Below are 23,121 nucleotides of genomic sequence, written 5' to 3'. Positions count from 1 at the left end.
CCACCCCCGTGGTCCGCCCGGGCACTACACCCCACCTGGGTCCTCGCCCCTCCACTTTTGTTTATGTATTTCGTGCCTTCCTCGATGTTGGGGGGGGGGGGGGCCCCCCCCCCCCCGGCACCGGGGGCTTCGTTCAGCGGGCGCCTTGCCGGCTCCGCAGGCGGATCATCGGCGGGACCAGGGCGGCCAGTTCGACCGGCCACACCAGGCGCCCGCGCCAGCGCTCGCCGAACGGCCGGGCCAGCTGGTGCACATCCACCCGGATCTCGGACCGCACGGGCTTCCCGGCCAGGAGCCGGACCGCCATGTAGGAACTCAGCACCCCGAAAGCCGTAGCCGTGTAGGCGACTTGGGGAAAGCTGTAGTCCGTGCGGAGATGGTTGGCCCGGATCTCCGCCAGCATCTCGGCCGGCACCCTGCGCAACGGCACCGCGCGCCGCAGCAGGTCCCAGGTGTCCATGCGCACGATGTCGTCCACGGTGATGGCGCCGGCGAACGGTTCCCGGACGCGCCGGTAGTCGTAGCAGCGCACGTACTGGGTGCCCGCCATGTCCCAGCCGGTGATCAGGGGCAGCCGCCGCTGCACCGCGACCCGGTGCAGCAGGTGCTTGGCGCGCCAGCCCTCGGCGGTGGTGACGTCCACCCCGTCGATGATCAGCTGGCAGGACGCGGTGAGCCGTTGAACGCTCTGTGAGGTCACCCCTTCCGCGAACACCGAAACCCGGGCGTGCGGGTTGATCGACATGATGCGTTCGGCGGCGCCCGCGGCCTTGTTCTGGTCGATGTCGGCGGCGACCGCGCTCTGCCGGTTGAGGTTGTTCAGCTCGTACGTGCCGGGGTCGGCCACCAGGAAGCGCTGAACGCCGAGCCGGGTCAGCGGTTCCACGGCGGCACCGCCGATCGAGCCGCAGCCCGCGACGAGGACCGTCGCCTCGCGGAGCGCCTGCTGGTCCCGGGGCGGGACGACGCCCGCGTTACGGGTGACGAGCTCGTCGTAGAAGACCCGGTGGGCGGGCGACTCCTCGTGACCGGCCGCGAGCCGGCTCATGTCCTCGGCCGTCATCGGGAGCCTCCGCGCTGACGGGGGATCGTGGGACCGTCGGGCTTCCGCCTGCGCGCCGCCAGTCTGGCGACCATCTCGTGGTACGAGGTCAGGTCGCTGGTGCCCTCCAGATAGGAGCGGACGACGTCGCGGTACCAGGGCAGGTCCGTCGGCACCGGCGCCACGAACGGCTTGGCGACGACGCCCTGGTGGTAGATGGGCGCGAGCGGGTCGGTCTCCGGCAGGCTCGGCGAGGTGTCCTCGACCACGTGGAGGTCGAAGCCGGCCAGCCGCAGGTGGCGCAGGGCCACGTGCTCCTTCGCGTCGCCCAGGACGAGGCTGATCGCGTCGCCGAGCTGGATCATCGCCTCGCCCATGCCCAGCATGAGGTGCCACGGCACCCGGTCGTGCTGGATGCCGAGCGGCATCGACTGGTCGCGCAGGAACCGCTTCAGCTCGAAGACCTGGTGGGTGTCGAGGCCGGGGCGGGCGTAGGGCGCCAGCAGGTCCACACCGTGCGCCGCCTCGGTCGGGAACAGGGCGCGCTGGGCCGAGTCGAGGGGAAGGCCGACAGTGTCCGCTGAACAGCTCAGCCCGACGTAGCCGCGGATGCGGCCGGTCCGTGAGCAGAGGCACACGGTGTGGATGCTCTCGGTCTCGCCGGTCCGGGGCAGGGGCTCGTGGAAGGCGGCGGTCCGGTAGACCAGGTCGGCCGAGATCCAGCTCAGCCGCAGGTACTGGGCGAGCCGGAAACCGAGGATGCCCCGGAGGTACCGGGCGGGGAACTGGCTGTCCCGCGCGGTCAGGGTGATCAGACCGCTTTCGGGGTCCTCCGCGTGGTACAGCGGCGTGCCGGTGATCTCGGCGGGGAGCTGCCGGTAGCCGAGCCGTTCGTGCAGCTCGATGATGTCGGCGACGTAGCGCAGGGCGCGCGATCCGGTGGGGTCCGCGGAGGTGGGGATGGCGGTGCGCCCGTGGCGGTCGCCGCCGGTGCGCGGGGAGGGCGCGTTCACTCGGCATCGTCCCCGGCGTAGAGGCTTTCGGTGATGGTGAGCGCCAGCACTTCGGGGGTGCCCTCGTAGATGCGGGTGCCGTAGGCGTCGCGGAGCATCTTCTCCACGCCGTGGGAGCGCAGGTAGCCGCGGGCACCGACGAGGGAGCAGGCGGCGTCGGCGACGTCGATGGCGGCCCGGTCGGCGAACAGTTTGGCGACGGCCGGCTCGTAGGCGGGCGGCGGCAGTTGGGTGTCCACGGTGTTCGCCGCCCGCAGGTAGAGCAGCCGGGCGGCTTCGACCTTGGCACTCATGTCGGCCAGCTTGGCGGCGGTGAACTGGTGGCGGTGCAGCAGCGTGCCGCCCTGGACGCGTTCGCCGGCCCAGTCGACGGCCGCTTCCAGGGCGCCGCGTGCCACGCCGGTGGAGATCCCGGCGACGGCGGCGCGGGCCATGTTGCTCTGGGCCATGTTGATGGCCATGCCCTCGCCCTCCACGCCGATCATGTTCTCGGCGGGCACCCGGACGTCGTGGAAGGTCAGTTCGCTGCCGAGGCAGGCCCGGTAGCCCATCTTGTCCGCGACCGGGCCGCGCTCCACGCCGGGGAGGTTCAGCGGCACGATGAAGGAGGTGAGCCCGGTCGCCCCGGGGCTGCCCTCCATGTTGGCGAACACGGAGGCGAAGGCGGCGAAGCGGGCGTTGGTGATGAACCGCTTCCGGCCGCTGAGGACGTAGTCGTCGCCGTCCCGGCGGGCGGTCATGACGTTGCGCGCGTGGTGCGCGTTGGCGGGGATGATCAGGTCGCAGCCCGCGTCCTCCTCGGTGACGGCGTTGCACGCGAGCACCGGCTCGTCACCGGAGAAGAGGGGCAGGTAGCGCGCCTGGAGGCGGGGGTCGCCGGAGAGCAGGAGCGGTGCCTGCCCGAGCATGGTGGCGCCGAAGACGAGCGCGGTGCCGGGGCACACGGCGGCCACTTCCTCCAGGGCCGTGGCGACACCGAGCATGCCGAGGCCGAGGCCGCCGTAGTCGGTGGGGACGGCCGCCCGGGTCAGTCCCGCCTCGTGGCCGGCGCGTACGAGGTCCCAGTCGAAGTCCTCGGCCGGTGCCTGGTCCAGCTCCTGGACCCGGGGGCGCACCTCCTCCCGGGCGTACCGCCGTGCGGCCTCCTTGAGCTCCCGCACGGCGGGCGGCAGCTCGTCGAAGTTCAGTTCCGGGGGGAGGTCTCCCGGGACATCGATGGTCATGACTGAGGGCTCCTTGGTGAGAGTGGTGGGGGTGCCGGGTCAGATGCCGGCGTCGGCGGCGATGTCCGGGTAGCGGTCGAAGGCCGGCTGGAGCAGGGGCACGAGCTCCAGCACCTTGGCGATCCGGCCGCGGATGCGGAGCTTGCCGGTGGCGATGGCCGCCGGTACGGGCAGCCGGCCCAGCCACAGCGCGTGCGCGGTGTCGCAGGACATCCTGAGAGTGATCGCCGGCTTGAACGGTGCCTCGTCCCCGAGGACGACCCCGTCGGGCGAGACGAAGATCCGGCAGTCGGGCCTGCTGTGCACGAGCTGTACGGACAAGGACTCCTTGCGGGCCTTCTCCACGAACTGCTCGTCCTCCAGCAGAACGCTGAACAGGCGCCCGAACACGGCGTCGGCCTTTTCTCCGGACGGAAATACGCTCATGGTTTTCCTTCGCGTTATCTGCGGTCGGTGCGAGCACGCTACGACAGCCCCCACCCGGCCTCGGCCATGCCGACAGGTCTCCGACAAAAGACGGAAAGAAAACAGCAAGACCAGCCGCCTACACGCCTATGACCAGGCATTTTGCCCGACAGACGCGTGATGACCGCCAGTGATTCCCCTGCCCTTCGATACAACACAAAGCGAAATCAAAGGCCATGGAAAGAACCACGAAAGGGTGATACGGGTAAGCGCTCCTTGCATTTCGGAGCAGTCATGCCGCGTCATGGAGAAGCCCCGCCGCGACATCCGCGACGGGCAATGAGGAAAGGAAGTGATCCACCATGCGCAGGATCGAGATGAAGCACCGGGCCGTCCTCCGGGCCGACCGCCCCCAGGCCGGGCAGAGCTCCAGCTGGAACTGGACGTGGGCCTACCGCCAGTCCTGACGGCTCCCGCGTGGGGCCGGCTTCCCTCTTCGCCCCCGGCCCCACGCGGGTACCAGGCCCCTTTCCCGTCCCGCCCCAGGAGTCACCTTGCGTCTTCGCCGCTCCCGTTGTCTGACGTGCTACTGGCACGAGGGCGAGTTCGTCGTCCATCCCCATCCGCACGGCACGCCCACGGCCCTGCATCCCGTCGCGGCGGAGGTGCTGTCCGCGTTCGAGGAGTGGAGCACGCCCGGCCAGGCGGCCGGGGGCCTCCGGCACCTGACCCCGGACACGGTCGAGGAGGCCATGGCGGCGCTGAGAGACGCCGGGGCCCTGCTGAACGAGGGCGGCGAGGCGGCCCGGCGCGACGAGCTGATCGCCGGGCAGTGGGGCGCCTGGGCGCCCGAGGCGTCGTTCTTCCACTACGCCACGTCCGACGTCTATGACGCGGCACCCTCCGGCGACTCACCGGACGATCCCGCCGGCGAGGCCGACGACGCGGACACCGGCCCCCTGCCCCCGCTGTTCACCAGCCACCCGCGGGCGCCCCGGCTCCTGTTGCCGCGCCGCCCGGCGGAGCTGCGGATGCCGTACGACCAGGTCCTGTTCGACCGCCGCACCCACCGCGACTTCACCGGCGCGCCGGTGGCCGTGGACACCCTGGCCGCCCTGCTGGCTGCGGTGTTCGGGCCGGTCGACTTCATCGACTGCGGCCGGGGCGCGCTGTACCGGCGTACGAGTCCGCAGGGCGGATCACGGCAGGAGATCGACGCCTACGTGGGCGTCCTCGATGTCGAAGGACTGCCCTCCGGCTGGTACCACTACGACGGGCTGTTCCACGGGCTCGAACTGCTCTCCGAGGGCTTCAGCCCCGCCGAGGCCGTCCACCTCTGCGCGGACCAGCCGTGGGCGGCCCGGCCCGCCTTCTTCGTCGTACTCGCCGCCCGCCTGGAGCGGATGGGCGTGAAATACCCGACGCCGCGCGCCTACCGGGTCTGCCTGCTGGACGCCGGCCACCTGGGCCAGACGTTCGCTCTGACGGCGACGGCCCTCGGGCTCGGGCCCGCGCAGACCGGCGCGTTCCGGGACTCGGCGGTCGCCGCCCGCTGCGGCCTGGACGACGCCGGCCGCGTCCCGCTGTACGTACTGGCCGCCGGCCATCCGGATACGGCGCCCCGGGACGCGCCGCCACCGGCCGGCGCGGCCGCGTTCGGCGCCACCACGCTGGCGGCGCCCTGACCTCATGCGGGAGGGGGCGGTGCGGGCGGGCCCGCACCGCCCCCTCCGGCCGGTTCAGCGCCCGCGCAGCTCGCGGTAGGCGGAGACGAGCGCGGCGGTCGAGCTGTCCAGCTGCTCGCCGCCCTCGCCCTCGGTCAGGACCGGTTCGATCTTCTTGGCGAGGACCTTGCCGAGTTCGACCCCCCACTGGTCGAAGGAGTCGATGTTCCAGATCGCGCCCTGGACGAAGACCTTGTGCTCGTACAGGGCGATCAGCTGGCCGAGCACGGACGGGGTGAGCCGGTCGGCGAGGATCGTCGTCGTCGGGTGGTTGCCCCGGAACGTCTTGTGCGCCACCAGTTCCTCGGGAACGCCCTCGGCGCGCACCTCGTCCGGCGTCTTGCCGAAGGCCAGGGCCTGGGTCTGGGCGAAGAAGTTGGCCATCAGCAGGTCGTGCTGGGCGACCAGGCCGGGCAGCAGGTCCTCGACCGGCCGCGCGAAGCCGATGAAGTCGGCCGGGATGACCTTCGTGCCCTGGTGGATCAGCTGGTAGTAGGCGTGCTGGCCGTTGGTCCCGGGGGTGCCCCAGACGACCGGACCGGTCTGCCAGTCGACCGGGTTGCCGTCGCGGTCCACGGACTTGCCGTTGGACTCCATGTCCAGCTGCTGCAGGTACGCGGTGAACTTGGACAGGTAGTGGCTGTAGGGCAGCACGGCGTGCGACTGGGCGTCGAAGAACGCGCCGTACCAGACGCCCAGCAGGCCGAGCAGCAGCGGGGCGTTCTGCTCGGCGGGGGCGGTGCGGAAGTGCTCGTCGACGAGGTGGAAGCCGTCGAGCATCTCGCGGAACCGGTCCGGGCCGATGGCGATCATCAGGGACAGGCCGATGGCGGAGTCGTACGAGTAGCGTCCGCCGACCCAGTCCCAGAACTCGAACATGTTGGCCGTGTCGATGCCGAAGTCCGCGACCTTCTCCGCGTTGGTCGACAGCGCCACGAAGTGCTTGGCGACGGCCTCCTGACCCGCACTCAGGCCGGTGAGCAGCCAGTTACGGGCGGAGGTGGCGTTGGTGATCGTCTCGATCGTGGTGAAGGTCTTCGAGGCGATGATGAACAGCGTCTCGGCCGGGTCGAGGTCGCGCACGGCCTCGTGCAGGTCGGCGCCGTCCACGTTGGAGACGAAGCGGAAGGTGAGCGAGCGGTCCGTGAAGGAGCGCAGCACCTCGTACGCCATGGCGGGGCCCAGGTCGGAGCCGCCGATGCCGATGTTGACGATGTTCTTGATCGGCTTGCCGGTGTGGCCGGTCCACTCCCCCGACCTGACACGGTCGGAGAACGCCGCCATCTTGTCGAGCACCGCGTGCACGGCCGGCACCACGTTCTCGCCGTCGACCTCGATGACGGCGTCGCGCGGTGCGCGGAGCGCGGTGTGCAGGACGGCCCGGTCCTCGGTGGTGTTGATCTTCTCGCCGCGGAACATGGCGTCACGCAGCCCGGCGACGTCGGTGGCGGCGGCCAGTTCGCGCAGCAGCCCCAGCGTCTCGTCGGTGACCAGGTGCTTGGAGTAGTCGAGGTGCAGGTCGCCGACCCGCAGGGTGTACCCGGTGCCGCGCTCCGGGTCCTCCGCGAACAGCTGGCGCAGATGGAGCGACCCGAGCTGCTCACGGTGCTTGCCCAGCGCCGCCCATTCCGGCGTCTGGTTGAGCCTGGTACGGCTTGTTGCGTTCATCCCGGACATCAGCCCACTTCTCTCGTAACCGCAGTTCCCCGCTGCCCCTCCAACCTAATTGATCAGGCGGCCGGACGTGACAACGGCGGGCTGCGGCACGAGGTCCTGTCCGGAGCTCCGGCGCGGGGGAACTCCGGACAGGACCCGAGGAAGCACTCCGGCCGGCCACCCAGGGGGTGACCGGCCGGTGAACGACTACTAGGGCCGCGGCACTAGATCTCGCCGCGGAGCTTCGCGAGGGCCTCGGCGAGAATGGCCTCGCCGTCCGCGTCGCTGCGCCGCTCGCGCACGTACGCGAGGTGCGTCTTGTACGGTTCGGTGCGCGGCGGGTCCGGCGGGCTCTCCGGGTCCTGGCCGGCCGGGAAACCGCAGCGCGGGCAGTCCCAGGTCTCCGGTACCTGCGCGTCATGGGCGAAGCTGGGCTGCGTCTCGTGCCCGTTCGAGCACCAGAAGGAGATGCGGAGTCGTGGCGCGGACTCGCCGCGCTCGGCCTCCCCCATCGGCCCCGCTCCGACCCGGCTTCCCCGGATCGCGTTGCCACTTGCCACGGTCGTAACTCCCTGCGTGATGGTGCTCGAGGATGCCCCAGTCTACGTAAGGCCCAACGCGCGTCCAGTGAAAGGAGTTACACCGTCACCGGGAATCGCTTACGACGGGTCAGTTGTCCAGCTTGATGAGCAGACCAAGCACCACGATGCACGCGAACCAGGCCAGACCGACCACGACGGTGATGCGGTCGAGGTTGCGCTCGGCGACCGAGGAACCGCCGACGGAGGACTGCATGCCGCCGCCGAACATGTCGGAGAGACCCCCGCCCTTGCCCTTGTGCATCAGCACCAGCAGCATCAGCAGCAGGCTGAAGACGATCAGGGCGATCTCGAACCCCAGAATCACGGCTGGTCCCTACTTTCCGGAAATACCGACTGCGTGTGCGAACAACGGGGGCCGGGAGGCTGCCCTCCCAGGCCCCCGCAAGGGTACGACGGATCCGCGCTACCGCATACTCACTGGTCGCGGAAGCGGACGATCTTGACGAACTCGTCGGCGTCCAGCGCCGCGCCGCCGATCAGGGCGCCGTCGACGTCGGGCTGGGCCATGATCGCCGCCACGTTGCCGGACTTGACCGAGCCGCCGTACTGGATGCGGACCGCGTCGGCCAGCTCCTGCGAGTACAGCTCGGCGAGGCGGGCGCGGATCGCACCGCAGACCTCCTGCGCGTCCTCCGGGGTGGCGACCTCGCCGGTGCCGATGGCCCAGACCGGCTCGTAGGCGACCACGATGGTCTCGGCCTGCTCGGCCGGGATGTCCTTCAGGGCGCCGTCGAGCTGCGCGAGGGTGTACGCGACCTGCTCGCCGGCCTTGCGGACGTCCAGGCCCTCGCCGACGCACAGGATCGGGATCAGACCGTGCTTGTAGGCGGCCTTCACCTTGGCGTTGCAGACCTCGTCGGTCTCGCCGTGGTACTGGCGGCGCTCGCTGTGGCCGATGGCGACGAAGGTGCACTTCAGCTTGGCGAGCATGGGGCCGGAGATCTCACCGGTGTACGCGCCGGAGTCGTGCGCCGAGATGTCCTGGGCGCCGTACTTGATCTTCAGCTTGTCGCCGTCGACCAGCGTCTGCACGGAGCGCAGGTCGGTGAAGGGCGGCAGGACGGCGACCTCGACGGCGTCGTAGTCCTTGTCGGCCAGGGCGAAGGCGAGCTTCTGGACGTGGGCGATGGCCTCGAGGTGGTTGAGGTTCATCTTCCAGTTGCCCGCCATCAGCGGGGTGCGAGTGGTCATGAAAGGTCAGTCCTCCAGAGCGGCGAGGCCGGGAAGCGTCTTGCCCTCGAGGTATTCGAGGCTGGCACCGCCACCGGTCGAGATGTGTCCGAACGCGTTCTCGTCGAAGCCCAGGATGCGGACCGCGGCGGCGGAGTCGCCACCGCCGACCACGCTGAAGCCCGAGGAGTCGACGAGGGCCTGGGCGACGGCCCGGGTGCCCTCGGCGAAGTCGGGGTGTTCGAAGACGCCCATCGGACCGTTCCAGAAGACGGTGGCCGCGTCGGCGAGCTTCGATGCGTAGAGCTTGTTGGTCTCCGGGCCGTTGTCCAGGCCCATCTGCCCGGCCGGCATCGCGTCGGCGGGGACGGTCTCCGGGTGGGCCGGGGCCTTGGTCTTGAGGTCCGGGAAGGCGGGCGCGACGACGACGTCGACGGGGAGCACGAACTCCACGCCCTTCTCCTCGGCGCGCCGCAGGTACTCCTGGACCGCCGGGATCTGGTCCTCCTGGAGCAGCGAGCTGCCGACCTCGTGGCCCTGGGCCTTGAGGAAGGTGTACGCCATGCCGCCGCCGATCAGGATGCGGTCGGCGCGCTCCAGCAGGTGGTCGATGACGCCGAGCTTGTCGGAGACCTTGGCGCCGCCGAGCACGACGGCGTAGGGCCGCTGCACGTCGTCGGTGAGCTTCTTCAGGACACCGACCTCGGTGGCGATGAGGTCGCCGGCGGCGTGCGGGAGGCGGGCCGGGAGGTCGAAGACCGAGGCGTGCTTGCGGTGGACGGCGCCGAAGCCGTCCCCCACGTACAGCTCGGCCAGTTCGGCCAGCTGGTCGGCGAAGGCGCCGCGCTCGGCGTCGTCCTTGGAGGTCTCGCCGGGGTTGAAGCGGAGGTTCTCGATGACGGCGACCTGACCGTCGGTGAGCGCGGCGACGGTGGCGCGGGCGGACTCGCCGACCGTGTCGGTCGCGAACGCCACGTCGGCGCCGAGCAGTTCACCGAGCCGGGTGGCGGCGGGGGCCAGCGAGAACGCCGGGTCCGGGGCACCCTTGGGGCGGCCCAGGTGCGAGGCGACGACGACCCGGGCGCCGGCCTCGGCCAGCTTGCTGACGGTCGGGGCGACGGCGCGGATGCGGCCGTCGTCGGTGATGGTGGTGCCGCTCAGCGGCACGTTGAGGTCGGCGCGGACGAATACCCGCTTGCCGGCGACCCCTTCGGCGAGAAGTTCGGCGATCGTCTTCATCTGTCTGGACTCCTTGGAGGACGAGGGAGCATGCGAGGGGGCTCGAACGGCGCGGCGTTGCGCTGTTCGAGCCCCGTGCTCACATCGAGATGCCTGCCGGTTCGGCGGTGCTCAGAGCTGGCCGCCGACGAAGACGGTGAGGTCGACGAGACGGTTGGAGTAGCCCCACTCGTTGTCGTACCAGCCGAGGATCTTCACCGAGTTGCCCTCCTGGACCATGGTCAGGGAGGAGTCGAAGGTGCAGGACGCCGGGTCGCTGACGATGTCCGAGGACACGATCGGGTCCTCGGTGTAGTACAGGATGCCCTTGAGGTCGCCGTCGTCGGCGGCCTTCTTGAACGCGGCGTTGACCTCGTCCTTGGTGACCTCGCGCTGCAGCGTCACGACCAGGTCGGTCGCGGAGCCGGTCGGGACCGGGACGCGCATCGCGATGCCGTCGAGCTTGCCCTTGAGCTGCGGCAGGACCAGAGCGGTCGCCTTGGCGGCGCCGGTCGTGGTCGGGATGATGTTCTCGGCGGCGGCGCGGGCGCGGCGCAGGTCCGAGTGCGGGAAGTCCAGGATGCGCTGGTCGTTGGTGTACGCGTGGACCGTCGTCATGAGGCCCTTGACGATGCCGAAGTTCTCGTCCAGAACCTTGGCCATCGGGGCGACACAGTTGGTCGTGCAGGACGCGTTGGAGATGACGTGGTGGTTGGCCGCGTCGTACTTGTCCTGGTTGACGCCCATCACGATGGTGATGTCCTCGTCCTTGGCCGGAGCCGAGATGAGGACCTTCTTCGCGCCACCGGCGATGTGCTTCTCGGCGTCGGCCTTCTTGGTGAAGATGCCGGTCGACTCGATGACGATGTCGACGCCCAGCTCACCCCAGGGGATGTCGGCCGGGTTGCGCTCGGAGAGCACCTTGATGGTGTGGCCGTCGACGGTGATGGTGTCGGCGGTGTGGCTGACCTCTGCCTTCAGACGACCCAGGATGGTGTCGTACTTCAGCAGGTGCGCCGTGGTCGCGGTGTCACCCAGGTCGTTGACAGCCACGATCTCGATGTCCGCACCCTGCTCCAGCAGCGCGCGGAAGTAGTTACGACCGATGCGGCCAAAGCCGTTGATGCCTACGCGGATCGTCACGAACCGATCTCCTCGTTAGGTACGCCGGTTTTCGACGCCGGCGAGTTGTATGGGATGTCCCCGACCGCCTACGACCCTACCTCTCCGAAGCCGCCGGGGTGACATCGAGCGGGGCCGTAAGGACACGGAAAGCCCGTACTCCCCAGTAGGAGCACGGGCCTCCGATCGCCTCCCGGCGCTCCCTGCGACGATTACGCAGCGTCAACGCCCGCGGACCGGCGGGCCGTTCCCCTCGCGGGGCGCGGTCCGCGGATGCGGCTCAGCCGACCAGGCCGTCGGCCAGCTCTTCGCTCAGAGTGGATTCCGTACCGGGAATGCCGAGGTCCTGGGCCCGCTTGTCGGCCATCGCCAGGAGCCGGCGGATGCGGCCCGCGACGGCGTCCTTGGTCAGCGGCGGGTCGGCGAGGGCGCCGAGCTCCTCCAGGGACGCCTGCTTGTGCTCCATGCGCAGCCGGCCGGCCGCCGCCAGGTGCTCCGGGACCTCCTCGCCCAGGATCTCCAGCGCGCGGCCCACCCGGGCGCCCGCGGCGACCGCGGCCCGGGCGGAGCGGCGCAGGTTCGCGTCGTCGAAGTTGGCGAGGCGGTTGGCCGTGGCGCGGACCTCGCGGCGCATCCGGCGCTCCTCCCAGGCCAGCACCGACTCATGGGCGCCGAGCCGGGTGAGCAGGGCGCCGATGGCGTCGCCGTCGCGGACGACGACCCGGTCCACGCCGCGCACCTCGCGGGCCTTGGCCGCGATGGAGAGCCGGCGGGCGGCGCCGACCAGGGCGAGCGCGGCCTCCGGGCCGGGGCAGGTCACCTCCAGCGAGGAGGAGCGGCCGGGCTCGGTGAGCGAGCCGTGCGCCAGGAAGGCGCCGCGCCAGGCGGCCTCGGCGTCGCAGGTGGCCCCCGAGACCACCTGCGGGGGGAGGCCGCGGATGGGGCGGCCCCGGCCGTCGACCAGCCCGGTCTGGCGCGCCAGCTGGTCGCCGCCCGCCACCACCCGTACGACGTAGCGCGAGCCGCGCCGCAGTCCGCCGGGGGCCATCACGATCAGCTCCGAGCTGTGCCCGAAGATCTCCAGGATGTCCCGCTTGAGCCGGCGCGCCGCCATCGCGGTGTCCAGCTCCGCCTCGATCACGATCCGGCCGCTCACCAGGTGGAGTCCACCCGCGAACCGAAGAATCGCCGAGACCTCCGCTTTCCTGCAGCAGGTCCGGGTCACGGGAAGCCGAGAGATTTCGTCCTTCACCGCCGGCGTCATCGCCATGGGCCGATCCTTCCATGCATCCGAAAAATACGGTCGTACGCGGCGGCCAACAGCTCCGGATCATGGATCGGAACGCCGTCGGGTGAGGCCACGGGCGCCAGTTCGACCGCGGCACCGAGCCGCTTTGCTGCGTCGGCGAGGGACTCGCGGTCGGGTACGGCGGCCTCGTCGGCCAGCACCACGTCCAGGGCGAGTTTAGGGGCGTGTCGTCCCAAAACCTCCAAATGACGCTGCGGTGAGAAGCCTTCTGTTTCGCCGGGCTGCGGTGCGAGATTCAGCGAGAGGACCTTGCGGGCCTTCGTCTCGATCAGCGCGTCCAGCAGTTCGGGGACGAGCAGGTGCGGGATGACCGAGGAGAACCAGGAGCCCGGGCCGAGCACCACCCAGTCCGCGTCCCGCACGGCGGCGACCGCCTCGGGGACGGCCGGCGGGTCGGCCGGGACCACGTGCACGGACTGGACCTCGCCCGGTGTGAGGGCGACGGTGGCCTGGCCGCGGACGGTGTCCACGTCCTCCGGGCGCTCCGGGTCGTGCCCCTTGACGAGGGCCTGGAGCTCCAGCGGGACGGCGGACATGGGCAGGACGCGGCCGTGCGCGCCGAGCAGTTTGCCGACCAGGTCCAGGGCCTGGACGTGGTCGCCCAGCTGTTCCCAGAGGGCGACGATCAGCAGATTGCCGACCGCGTGCTCGTGCAGGGCGCCCTTGGACTGGAAGCGGTGCTGGATGACCTGGGCCCAGGTCTGGCCCCAGTCGTCGTCGCCGCACAGGGCGGCCAGCGCCTTGCGCAGGTCGCCGGGGGGCAGCACGCCCAGCTCCTCGCGCAGCCGCCCGCTGGAGCCCCCGTCGTCGGCCACGGTGACCACGGCGGTCAGGTCGCCGGTGATCCGGCGCAGCGCGGTGAGGGAGGCCGACAGGCCATGGCCGCCGCCGAGGGCGACGACCTTGGGCTGGGCGCCGCGCTTGCGCACGGAGAACGCGGGCCCCGCTCCCCGCAGCCGGCGCAGGCGCAGATTGCGGCTGGTCACTCGCGCCCCATGTCCCTGTGGACGAGCACGGTCTCGATCCCCTCCGTGGCGAGCCGGGCCGCCAGCTTCTCCGACATGGCCACCGAGCGGTGCTTCCCGCCCGTGCAGCCCACCGCGATGGTCACATAGCGCTTGCCCTCGCGGCGGTAGCCCGCGGCCACGAGCTGGAGCAGTTCCGTGTACTGGTTGAGGAACTCCTTGGCGCCCGGCTGGTCGAAGACGTACGAGGAGACCTCCTCGTTGAGCCCGGTGAACGGGCGCAGCTCCGGGACCCAGTGCGGGTTGGGCAGGAAGCGGCAGTCCACCACCAGGTCGGCGTCGACCGGCAGGCCGTACTTGAAGCCGAACGACATCACCGTGGCGCGCAGCTCCGGCTCCTCGTCGCCGGCGAACTGGGCGTCCATCTTGGCGCGCAGCTCGTGGACGTTGAGGCTGGAGGTGTCGATGACCAGGTCGGCGTCGCCGCGCAGCTCACGCAGCAGGTCGCGCTCGGCGGCGATGCCGTCGACGATGCGGCCGTCGCCCTGGAGGGGGTGCGGGCGGCGGACCGACTCGAAGCGGCGGACCAGCGCGTCGTCGGAGGACTCCAGGAAGACCACCCGGTGGGTGACGCCCTTGGCGTCCAGGTCGGCGAGGGACTCCCGGAGGTTGTCGAAGAAGCGGCGGCCGCGCACGTCGACGACGACGGCGATCCGCGCCACGTTGCCCTGGGAGCGGGCGCCGAGCTCCACCATGGTGGGGATCAGCGCGGGCGGCAGGTTGTCGACGACGAACCAGCCGAGGTCCTCCAGGCACTTGGCGGCGGTGCTGCGCCCGGCGCCGGACATGCCGGAGATGATCACCAGCTCCGGGATGGCCGCCGCGGTGTCGCCCGTCTCGGTCGAGGTGCCCGTACTCACGTGTGCTGCTCCGTCTGCTCGGTCTGTGCGGTCGTGCCCGTGTTCATGTTCGTGGTCAGTCATGCCGTGCTGCCCCCGTCGTCCTCTTCCATGATCTCTCCTGTGGCCGTGTTCACGGCGGGTGCGGCCGGGGTGGCCGCCGCGAGGGCGACGGCCACGGACTCCGCGGTCCTGCGGCCTACCCCGGGAACCTCACAGATCTCGTCGATTGTCGCCTGCCGCAGCTTCCTGACGGAGCCGAAATGCTTGATCAGGGCCTGTTTCCGGGTCTCTCCGAGGCCGGCGACGGCGTCCAGGGGGCTGGAACGGATGCGCTTGGCCCGCTTGGCCCGCTGGTAGGTGATGGCGAAGCGGTGCGCCTCGTCGCGGACGCGCTGGAGGAGGTAGAGGCCCTCGCTGGAGCGGGGCAGGACCACCGGGTCGTCGTCATCGGGCAGCCAGACCTCTTCCAGGCGCTTGGCGAGGCCGCAGACGGCGATGTCGTCGATGCCCAGCTCGTCCAGGGCCCGCTTGGCGGCGGCGACCTGCGGCTGCCCGCCGTCGACGACGAGGAGCTGCGGGGGGTACGCGAACCGCTTGGGGCGTCCATCGTCCTCGCGGGGCTCCCCGGCCGGGACGCTCTCGTCGGCGGGCGGCGGCACGGGGCCCGTGGCGGCCGGGGTCTCCTCCCATTCGCCCGTGCGCTCCTTCTCCTGGAGGTAGCGGCGGAAGCGGCGGCTGATCACCTCGTGCATCGAGCGGACGTCGTCCTGGCCCTCGAAGCCCTTGATCTGGAAGCGGCGGTACTCCCCCTTGCGGGCCAGTCCGTCCTCGAAGACCACCATGGAGGCCACGACGTCCTCGCCCTGGAGGTGGGAGATGTCGAAGCACTCGATGCGCAGCGGGGCGGTGTCCAGGCCCAGGGCCTCGGCGATCTCCTCCAGGGCCCGGGAGCGGGTGGTGAGGTCGGAGGCGCGCTTGGTCTTGTGCAGCCCGAGGGCCTGCTGGGCGTTGCGCTGGACCGTGACCATCAGGTCCTTCTTGTCGCCGCGCTGCGGGATGCGCAGGCTGACCTGGGAACCGCGCCGGTCCGCGAGCCACTGCGAGACCGCCGCGGGGTCCTCGGGAAGGGCCGGGACCAGAACCTCCTTGGGGACGGCGTCGCCGCTCTCCTCACCGTAGAGCTGCTGCAGGGCGTGCTCCACGAGGCCGGAGGTGTCGACGTTCTCCACCTTGTCGGTGACCCAGCCGCGCTGGCCGCGCACCCGGCCGCCCCGGACGTGGAAGATCTGGACGGCGGCCTCCAGCTCGTCCTCGGCAACCGCGACGAGGTCGGCGTCGGTGGCGTCGGCGAGGACGACGGCGCTCTTCTCCATGGCGCGTTTGAGCGCCTCCACGTCGTCGCGCAGCCGCGCCGCCCGCTCGTACTCCATCTCCTCGGCCGCCGCCATCATGTCCTTCTCCAGGCGGCGGATGTACGCGCCGGTGCGGCCGGCCATGAAGTCGCAGAAGTCGTCGGCAAGTTCGCGGTGTTCCCCGGGGGTGACGCGGCCGACACAGGGGGCCGAGCACTTGCCGATGTAGCCGAGGAGGCAGGGGCGGCCGGTCCGGGCGGCGTTCTTGAAGACGCCCGCGGAGCACGTGCGGACGGGGAAGACGCGGAGCATCAGGTCGACCGTCTCGCGGATCGCCCAGGCGTGCCCGTACGGGCCGAAGTAGCGCACGCCCTTCTTCTTGGCGCCGCGCATCACCTGGACACGGGGGAACTCCTCGTTCAGCGTGACCGCCAGGTAGGGGTAGCTCTTGTCGTCGCGGTACTTGACGTTGAACCGGGGGTCGAACTCCTTGATCCAGGAGTATTCGAGCTGGAGCGCCTCGACCTCGGTGGCGACGACGGTCCACTCCACGGACGCGGCCGTGGTCACCATCGTGCGCGTGCGCGGATGGAGACCGGAGAGGTCCTGGAAGTAGCTGGCCAGGCGCTGGCGCAGGCTCTTGGCCTTCCCGACGTAGATCACCCGGCGGTGCTCGTCGCGGAATTTGTAGACCCCCGGGGAGTCGGGGATCTGTCCCGGCTTGGGTCGGTAGCTGGAGGGGTCTGCCATGCCTCCCACCCTACTTGCGGGCAGTGACAGCACGGTGTGCGCGCACGGCGCCGCGCTCCGGGGCAGGGGTGGGGCCACCTGTCCCGGAGCGCGGGGTCATGGGCGGGGGCGGGTCACCCCGTCCTGCGGCGGCTCCTCAGGCGCAGGACCGTGCCGCCGCACAGGGCGAGTACGGCGGCGGCGCCCGCGGCGGCCGCGGTGGCGCCGACGGCCGGAGCGGTGTCCTTGCCGGAGGCCGCGGCGACGGCGGGCCCGGACCGCTCCTCGCCGGCGGGCTTCGCCCCGGCGGGCCCGTAGCCGCCGGCCTCGCCCTTGCGCGCGTAGGCGGAGCCGGGCAGCTTGTCGGCGTAGGCGGCGCGGACCCGGCTGCGGTAGGCGGACAGCGTCGTCCCCCGCTCGCCGACCGCCCGGACGGCGTCCTGGTCGAGCGGGAGGACCCGGTCGCCCTTCTGGACGTACCAGGCGTCGATCTGGGGCTCGCGGAAGACGATGCCGCCGGGCAGCTTGCGGGCGCCCGCCGCGGTGTAGCGGGCCTCGTCGTCGCCGGTGGCGATGTTCACCACCTGCCAGGCGCCGTCCTCGCCCGGCTCGGGCAGCGTCCACAGGGAGGCCTTCTGCCCGTCCGACGAGACCGCCGTGCTGGCCAGGTAGTCCAGGGAGGCGAGGGGGGCTCCCGGCTCGCCCGCGACGAACCCGGCGGACAGGGTGCGCACGGGCACGGCGGCGCCCTCGACGCGGGGTGCGGCCGCCGCCTCGCTGACGGCACCCTCACGGGCGAAGAACCGGGACAGCGTGTCCAGGGTCTTGGCGTCGGTGGCCGCCCGGTGGGCCGCGGCCAGGGCGGCGGGGCCGGCCGAGGGGCCGTCGGCGGCGGCCGCCTGCGGGGCGGCGGTGAGCAGGGCCGCGCCGGCCAGCGCACCGGCGGCGGCCAGGGCGGCGGCGAGGGGACGGCGGGCACCGCGCACACGGGCCGGGGAACCGATGGAGGTCATGCCGTCACGCCCCGATCCGGTAGAGCGAGTGGGTCCAGGAGAACTCGCTGTTGTTCACGTACCAGGCATGCGAGGCCCAGTTGTAGCGGTTGCTGGAGGGCCAGGGGTCTCCCCAGTAGACGAGGCTGTCGGCGTCGTCGTAGCCGTACAGGACGTGCATGTGGCCGCCGCCCGACGACCACTGGATGCGGGTCTCCACCGGGCGGCCGGCGGATATCTCGGTCTGCACCGTGGAGTAGCGCAGCCAGCCGTTCACGTACGAGCCGGGGTTGACGCCGGCCCAGTACAGGGCGTTCTGCACGTTGTCGAGCGCGGCCTGCGAGTTGGGGCACTCGTAGCCCTGGGCCCGGCCGAAGGCCGCGTTGCAGAACTGGTTCTGGCTGTAGGCGCGGCCGTACCAGGTGGCGATGGTGTTGCCGGACGCGGCCCAGCACCAGTTGGACTTCTGCTGTGCCTGCATCGTGATGTTCAGCCGCCGGGTGGCGGCGAGGGCGGCCGTCGGGGCGGACGGCGTCCGGGCGGGGGCCGCCGCGGTGACGGTGCGGCCCTGGAGCGCGGAGGTGGCGGTGCGGCCCTGGTCGGCGGCGGTGGCGGTCGCCGTGGGTGCGGCGAGCAGCACGGCGGCGAGTACGGCTGTCACCGACAGCCGGGCCGGCCGGATCCTGCGGTTGCGCATGGTGTTCCTCCCTGGCGGGGGGCGGGGGTTCCGAGGGGCGCGTCCGGACGCTGTGGAGGAGCATCGACCGTTGTCGGGAACGGGTCAACACGCTTGAATGCGGGTGAACACCGCGGTGTGAACGCCCGGGGCCCCGGTGTGAACACGCGCCCCCGACCACCTGCGGACCGGCACCCGCCGCCGCGGCCCCGTGCCCGGCCGGCGTGAACGTTCACATGGAGGACCCATGGGGCACACCGAGGCCGAACTGGCGCAGGTGCTGCACACCGGACCGTTCCATCTGGCCCTGCGCACCGCGCTCTCGGTGCGCGGGCTGCCGCTCCAGCGGGTACGGCACCATCTGGCGCACCGGGGGGTCAGGGTCGGTGTGACCAGCCTGAGTTACTGGCAGCAGGGCGCCCGCCGCCCGCAGCGCCCGGAGTCGCTGCGGGCCGTGAAGGCCCTGGAGGAGGTGCTCGACCTGCCGGTGAACTCGCTGCTCGGCCTGCTGGACGCCGGGGAGTCCCGCCCCGGCCCCGAGCGCCCGCCCGCGCGCACGTACCGCTCGCTGGTGGAGGCGTCCGGGGCGGTGGAGCGGCTGCTCGCGGGCATGGAGTCACCGGCGGACGGCGGGCTGCACACGGTGGGCCACCAGGAGCGGGTACGGATCGGGCCGGGCCGCCGGATGCAGTCCCGGGCTTCCCAGCACGTGGTGCGCGCCCACCGCGACGGCATCGACCGCTATCTCGCGGTGTACGTCGGCGACCCGGGCTGCGATCCGGAGCGGGTGGCGGTGCACGCCCGGGAGAACTGCCGGACGGGCCGGGTCCGGTGGGACCGTGGGACGGGGGTGCTGGTCGCCGAGCTGCTGTTCGACACGCGGCTGCGGACGGGCGAGACGTACCTGTTCGGCTACGGCTTCGAGGACGGCACGGGCGGGCCGTGCGGCGAGTATCTGCGCGGCTTCACCTTCGGCGGCGGGCAGTACGTGCTGCAGGTCGGGTTCGACGAGGCGGCGCTGCCGGTACGGTGCCGCAGCTTCGCCCAGGTGTCGGCGGGCGCGCCCCGGGGCGCGCGGGCGGATCTCACGCTCACCGGCCGGCACCGGACCGTGCATCTGGTGGAGCAGGGGGTGCGGCCGGGCCTGGTCGGGATCGACTGGGACTGGGAGTAGGGCGGGAGCGGGTACCGGGGCGGGGCGGGCGCTGCGGCCGGAGGGCCGACGGCCGTCCGGCCGGCTCAGGCCTCCGGGCCGACGACCAGCTTCCCGTCCTCGACGCGGACCGGGACGGAGGGCAGCGGCACGGTCGCGGGGCCGTGCACGGCCTTGCCGGTCGTCGTGTCGAAGAGGCTGCCGTGGCAGGGGCAGTGGCCCTCGTTCTTCTCGACCCGGTCCAGCAGGCAGCCGGCGTGGGTGCACTGGGCGCTGAAGGCCTTGTACTCCCCCTTGGCCGGGCAGGTGACGATCACACGCTGCTCGCGGTAGAGCTTGGACTGGCCGACCGGCACCTCGTCCGGCGCGCCCAGCTCGACGCGGGCGGTGGGGGTCGGCGTCTGGGCGTGGCCGAGCTTGGAGTCGGTCGAGCAGGCGGCCGCTCCCAGCCCTGCGACGCCCGCGAGAGCGGCGCCCTTCAGCACGGTGCGGCGGGCGGCGGGCTGGCCGGACATGCGGTCTCCACGGGTCGAGGCGTCAAAGAGGCAGAGCGGAAAACCGTGCCAGAGCTGCCGGGGGCGGCGGCGGCATCGGTGACGTAACCGACGATACCGGCGGAGACGGACGTCTCCGCGCGCGGGCCGGTCCGTCCGGGTCGCCGCTGGTCAGGTGCGGGAACGCGGCGAGGCGACGGCCCCCGAAGGGGCCGCCACCCCGCCGCGCCCCCGGTCTCAGGCCTTGCGGGCGCGGGCCGTCTTCTTGGCGGCGGGCTTCTTCGCCACGGACGCCCTGGCCGTCGCCGTCTTCGTGGCCGGAGCCGACTTGGCGGCGGCCGTCTTCTTCGCGGCCTTCTTCCCGGCGGGCTTGCGGGCGCCCGGCACGGCGGCCTCGGTCACCCGGCCGGCGTCCAGGATGTCCTGGAGGAACTTCCCGGTGTGGCTGGCGGGGACGCCGGCCACGTACTCCGGGGTGCCCTCGGCGATGACCAGGCCGCCGCCGCTGCCTCCCTCGGGGCCCATGTCGACGACCCAGTCGGCGGTCTTGATGACGTCGAGGTTGTGCTCGATGACGATCACCGAGTTCCCCTTGTCGACCAGGCCGGACAGCACCTTGATCAGCTTGGAGATGTCCTCGAAGTGCAGACCGGTGGTCGGCTCGTCCAGGACGTAGACCGTACGGCCGGTGGAACGCTTCTGGAGCTCGCTGGCGAGCTTGACCCGCTGGGCCTCACCGCCGGAGAGCGTCGGCGCGGACTGACCGAGCCGCACGTACCCGAGGCCGACCTCGTTGAGCGTGCGCAGGTGGCGCGCGATGGTGGGGACGGCCTCGAAGAACTCCAGCCCCTCCTCGATCGGCATGTCCAGCACTTCGGCGATGGACTTGCCCTTGTAGTGGACCTCCAGGGTCTCCCGGTTGTAGCGCGCACCGTGGCAGACCTCGCACGGGACGTACACGTCGGGCAGGAAGTTCATCTCGATCTTGATGGTGCCGTCGCCGGAGCAGTTCTCGCAGCGGCCGCCCTTGACGTTGAAGGAGAACCGGCCCGGCAGATAGCCGCGGACCTTGGCCTCCATCGTCTCGGCGAACAGCCTGCGGACGTGGTCGAAGACACCGGTGTACGTGGCCGGGTTGGACCGGGGCGTACGGCCGATGGGCGACTGGTCGACGTGCACCACCTTGTCGACGAGGTCGTCCCCGTCGACCCGGGTGTGCCGGCCGGGCACCGACTTGGCGCCGTTCAGCTCGCGGGCCAGGTGGGTGTAGAGGATGTCGTTGACCAGCGTCGACTTGCCGGATCCTGAGACGCCGGTGACGGCGGTCAGCACGCCGAGCGGGAAGGAGACGTCGATGTCCCGGAGGTTGTTCTCCCGGGCGCCGTGCACCGTGAGCAGCCGCGAGGGGTCCACGGGGCGCCGCACCTCGGGCACCGGGATCGACTTCTTGCCGGTGAGGTACTGCCCGGTGACCGACTTGTCGTTGGCCAGCAGTTCCTTGAGCGAGCCGGAGTGGACCACCTTGCCGCCGTGCTCACCGGCGCCGGGGCCGATGTCGACGACCCAGTCGGCGACCTTGATGGTGTCCTCGTCGTGCTCCACGACGATGAGCGTGTTGCCCATGTCGCGGAGGCGGACCAGGGTCTCGATCAGCCGGTGGTTGTCGCGCTGGTGCAGCCCGATGGACGGCTCGTCCAGCACGTAGAGCACGCCGACGAGACCGGAGCCGATCTGGGTGGCGAGCCGGATGCGCTGGGCCTCGCCGCCGGACAGGGTACCCGCCGCGCGGTTCAGCGAGAGGTAGTCCAGGCCGACGTCGACCAGGAACCTCAGCCGCTCGTTGACCTCCTTGAGCACTCGCTCGGCGATCTTCTTGTCGCGGGCGTTCAGCTTGAGGCGGCCGAGGAACTCGGCGCACTCGCTGATCGACATCGCGGCGACCTCGGCGATGGACCTGTCCATCACCGTGACCGCGAGGACGATGGGCTTGAGGCGGGTGCCCTCGCAGGTCGGGCAGGGGACCTCGCGCATGTACCCCTCGAAGCGCTCCCGGCTGGAGTCGCTCTCGGCCTCGGAGTGCCGCCGCTTGACGAACTGGACGGCGCCCTCGAAGGAGGGGGTGGTGTAGGCGCGCTCACGCCCGTAGCGGTTCCGGTAGCGGACCTCGGTCTGGATCTTGTGGCCGTGCAGCAGGGCCTTCCTGGCGCGCTGCGGCAGCCCCGCCCAGGGGATGTCCGTACGGAAGCCGAGGGCCTCGGCCAGGGCGTTGATCTGGCGGCCGAAGTACTCCTTGGTGTGGCCGTGCGACCAGGGGTGGATGGCGCCCTCGTCGAGGGACTTCTCCTCGTCCGGGACGATCAGCTCCGGGTCGACCTCCATGCGCGTACCGATGCCGGTGCAGTCGGGACAGGCGCCGAACGGGGAGTTGAAGGAGAAGGAGCGCGGCTCCAGCTCCTCGAAGGAGAGGTCGTCGTACGGGCAGTAGAGGTGCTCCGAGTACATCCGCTCGCGCTCGGGGTCGTCCTCGGGGAGGTCGACGAAGTCGAGCACGACCATGCCGCCGGAGAGGCCCAGCGCGGTCTCGACGGAGTCCGTCAGCCGGCGCTTGGCGCTGTCCTTCACGGTGAGGCGGTCGATGACCACCTCGATGGTGTGCTTCTCCTGCTTCTTGAGCGTGGGCGGCTCGGAGAGCTGGATGGTCGCGCCGTCCACCCTGGCGCGGCTGTAGCCCTTGGTCTGGAGGTCGGAGAACAGGTCGACGAACTCGCCCTTGCGCTCGCGCACCAGCGGTGAGAGGACCTGGAAGCGGCTTCCCTCGGGCAGGCCCAGGACCTTGTCCACGATGGCCTGCGGCGACTGGCGCGAGATCGGGCGCCGGCACTCGGGGCAGTGCGGCTTGCCGATCCTGGCGAAGAGCAGCCGGAGGTAGTCGTAGACCTCCGTGATGGTGCCGACCGTCGAGCGCGGGTTGCGCGAGGTCGACTTCTGGTCGATGGAGACGGCGGGCGACAGGCCCTCGATGAAGTCGACGTCCGGCTTGTCCATCTGGCCGAGGAACTGCCGGGCGTACGAGGAGAGCGACTCCACGTAGCGGCGCTGGCCCTCCGCGAAGATCGTGTCGAACGCGAGCGACGACTTGCCCGACCCGGAGAGCCCGGTGAAGACGATCAGGGAGTCGCGGGGAAGGTCGAGCGAGACGTTCTTGAGGTTGTGCTCACGAGCGCCACGGACGATGAGACGGTCGGCCACGCCGGTCCGCACCTTTCTGGAGAGAAGCGGGGGAACTGAGCCCCTGGCCCAGGTTATGGGGGGTGCCACAGCGGTGTACGGAGCTTTCGACTCCGAGCGTATAGCACGCACATTCGAATTACGGA

At 71.3% G+C, this 23,121-nt stretch carries 20 protein-coding genes; 2 read left to right on the top strand and 18 right to left on the bottom strand.

The window, feature by feature from the left end; genetic code table 11:
• Positions 1-133: 133 nt before the first annotated feature.
• From ABZ564_RS13005 to ABZ564_RS12990, 4 genes are read right to left on the bottom strand one after another with little or no spacing between them, the layout of a single operon-like run.
• The gene (locus ABZ564_RS13005) at positions 134-1,063 is read right to left on the bottom strand and encodes a ThiF family adenylyltransferase (RefSeq protein WP_360854211.1); all 930 of its coding nucleotides are present in this window, start codon (positions 1,061-1,063) and stop codon (positions 134-136) included.
• Complete coding sequence (locus ABZ564_RS13000) at positions 1,060-2,055, bottom strand: hypothetical protein (RefSeq protein ID WP_360854208.1); 996 nt, start codon at positions 2,053-2,055, stop codon at positions 1,060-1,062. Before ABZ564_RS13000 ends, ABZ564_RS13005 begins: the two co-directional genes overlap by 4 nt.
• Positions 2,052-3,278 (bottom strand): acyl-CoA dehydrogenase family protein, encoded by a 1,227-nt coding sequence (locus ABZ564_RS12995; protein WP_360854205.1) that lies wholly within the window; start codon positions 3,276-3,278, stop codon positions 2,052-2,054. Before ABZ564_RS12995 ends, ABZ564_RS13000 begins: the two co-directional genes overlap by 4 nt.
• Positions 3,279-3,317: 39 nt before the next feature.
• Complete coding sequence (locus ABZ564_RS12990; RefSeq protein WP_360854202.1) at positions 3,318-3,704, bottom strand: SCP2 sterol-binding domain-containing protein; 387 nt, start codon at positions 3,702-3,704, stop codon at positions 3,318-3,320.
• A 533-nt stretch (positions 3,705-4,237) separates the two neighbouring features.
• Between ABZ564_RS12990 and ABZ564_RS12985 the strand changes: the two genes are divergently transcribed.
• Positions 4,238-5,368: a SagB/ThcOx family dehydrogenase gene (locus tag ABZ564_RS12985; protein WP_360854199.1), complete on the top strand. Its 1,131-nt coding sequence runs from the start codon at positions 4,238-4,240 to the stop codon at positions 5,366-5,368.
• A 54-nt stretch (positions 5,369-5,422) separates the two neighbouring features.
• Here the strand turns inward: ABZ564_RS12985 and pgi are convergent, their stop codons facing one another.
• The 12 genes from pgi to ABZ564_RS12925 form a co-directional block, all read right to left on the bottom strand.
• Positions 5,423-7,075: a glucose-6-phosphate isomerase gene (pgi, locus tag ABZ564_RS12980; protein WP_360854195.1), complete on the bottom strand. Its 1,653-nt coding sequence runs from the start codon at positions 7,073-7,075 to the stop codon at positions 5,423-5,425.
• A 212-nt stretch (positions 7,076-7,287) separates the two neighbouring features.
• Positions 7,288-7,623, bottom strand: a complete 336-nt coding sequence (locus ABZ564_RS12975) for an RNA polymerase-binding protein RbpA (RefSeq protein ID WP_360854192.1) — start codon at positions 7,621-7,623, stop codon at positions 7,288-7,290.
• 109 nt (positions 7,624-7,732) lie between these two features.
• The gene (secG, locus tag ABZ564_RS12970) at positions 7,733-7,969 is read right to left on the bottom strand and encodes a preprotein translocase subunit SecG (RefSeq protein ID WP_143618920.1); all 237 of its coding nucleotides are present in this window, start codon (positions 7,967-7,969) and stop codon (positions 7,733-7,735) included.
• 110 nt (positions 7,970-8,079) lie between these two features.
• Positions 8,080-8,856 (bottom strand): triose-phosphate isomerase, encoded by a 777-nt coding sequence (gene tpiA, locus ABZ564_RS12965; protein WP_360854188.1) that lies wholly within the window; start codon positions 8,854-8,856, stop codon positions 8,080-8,082.
• A 6-nt stretch (positions 8,857-8,862) separates the two neighbouring features.
• Positions 8,863-10,074 carry a phosphoglycerate kinase gene (locus ABZ564_RS12960; RefSeq protein WP_360854185.1) on the bottom strand — a complete coding sequence of 404 codons (1,212 nt, stop codon included), beginning with the start codon at positions 10,072-10,074 and terminating at the stop codon, positions 8,863-8,865.
• Between the two features lie 111 nt (positions 10,075-10,185).
• A complete protein-coding gene (gene gap, locus ABZ564_RS12955; RefSeq protein WP_360854182.1) occupies positions 10,186-11,196 on the bottom strand; it encodes a type I glyceraldehyde-3-phosphate dehydrogenase in 1,011 nt (336 codons plus the stop codon).
• A 259-nt stretch (positions 11,197-11,455) separates the two neighbouring features.
• Positions 11,456-12,445, bottom strand: a complete 990-nt coding sequence (gene whiA / locus ABZ564_RS12950) for a DNA-binding protein WhiA (RefSeq protein ID WP_030919772.1) — start codon at positions 12,443-12,445, stop codon at positions 11,456-11,458.
• Entirely contained in the window at positions 12,436-13,470 is a 1,035-nt protein-coding gene (gene yvcK / locus ABZ564_RS12945) for a uridine diphosphate-N-acetylglucosamine-binding protein YvcK (protein ID WP_360854178.1), read from the bottom strand. The genes whiA and yvcK overlap by 10 nt, the downstream gene beginning before the upstream one ends.
• Positions 13,467-14,432: an RNase adapter RapZ gene (gene rapZ / locus ABZ564_RS12940; RefSeq protein WP_360854175.1), complete on the bottom strand. Its 966-nt coding sequence runs from the start codon at positions 14,430-14,432 to the stop codon at positions 13,467-13,469. The genes yvcK and rapZ overlap by 4 nt, the downstream gene beginning before the upstream one ends.
• The gene (gene uvrC / locus ABZ564_RS12935) at positions 14,429-16,453 is read right to left on the bottom strand and encodes an excinuclease ABC subunit UvrC (protein ID WP_360854172.1); all 2,025 of its coding nucleotides are present in this window, start codon (positions 16,451-16,453) and stop codon (positions 14,429-14,431) included. Before uvrC ends, rapZ begins: the two co-directional genes overlap by 4 nt.
• A 113-nt stretch (positions 16,454-16,566) precedes the next feature.
• Entirely contained in the window at positions 16,567-17,445 is an 879-nt protein-coding gene (locus ABZ564_RS12930) for a hypothetical protein (protein WP_360854169.1), read from the bottom strand.
• Positions 17,446-17,449: 4 nt separating this feature from the next.
• Positions 17,450-18,121 carry a papain-like cysteine protease family protein gene (locus tag ABZ564_RS12925; RefSeq protein ID WP_360854166.1) on the bottom strand — a complete coding sequence of 224 codons (672 nt, stop codon included), beginning with the start codon at positions 18,119-18,121 and terminating at the stop codon, positions 17,450-17,452.
• A 226-nt stretch (positions 18,122-18,347) separates the two neighbouring features.
• On the opposite strand from ABZ564_RS12925, the gene ABZ564_RS12920 reads away from it, so the two are divergent.
• Positions 18,348-19,274, top strand: a complete 927-nt coding sequence (locus tag ABZ564_RS12920; protein WP_360854163.1) for a hypothetical protein — start codon at positions 18,348-18,350, stop codon at positions 19,272-19,274.
• 65 nt (positions 19,275-19,339) lie between these two features.
• Here the strand turns inward: ABZ564_RS12920 and ABZ564_RS12915 are convergent, their stop codons facing one another.
• Both ABZ564_RS12915 and uvrA read right to left on the bottom strand, forming a co-directional pair.
• Positions 19,340-19,768 carry a Rieske (2Fe-2S) protein gene (locus ABZ564_RS12915; protein ID WP_360854160.1) on the bottom strand — a complete coding sequence of 143 codons (429 nt, stop codon included), beginning with the start codon at positions 19,766-19,768 and terminating at the stop codon, positions 19,340-19,342.
• Between the two features lie 216 nt (positions 19,769-19,984).
• Positions 19,985-22,996 carry an excinuclease ABC subunit UvrA gene (gene uvrA, locus ABZ564_RS12910; protein ID WP_360854157.1) on the bottom strand — a complete coding sequence of 1,004 codons (3,012 nt, stop codon included), beginning with the start codon at positions 22,994-22,996 and terminating at the stop codon, positions 19,985-19,987.
• Positions 22,997-23,121 lie beyond the last annotated feature (125 nt).

This window comes from Streptomyces sp. NPDC019224 (genome assembly GCF_040632605.1).
Classification (GTDB): Bacteria; Actinomycetota; Actinomycetes; order Streptomycetales; family Streptomycetaceae; genus Streptomyces.
This window is presented reverse-complemented; position numbering and strand designations above follow the sequence as displayed.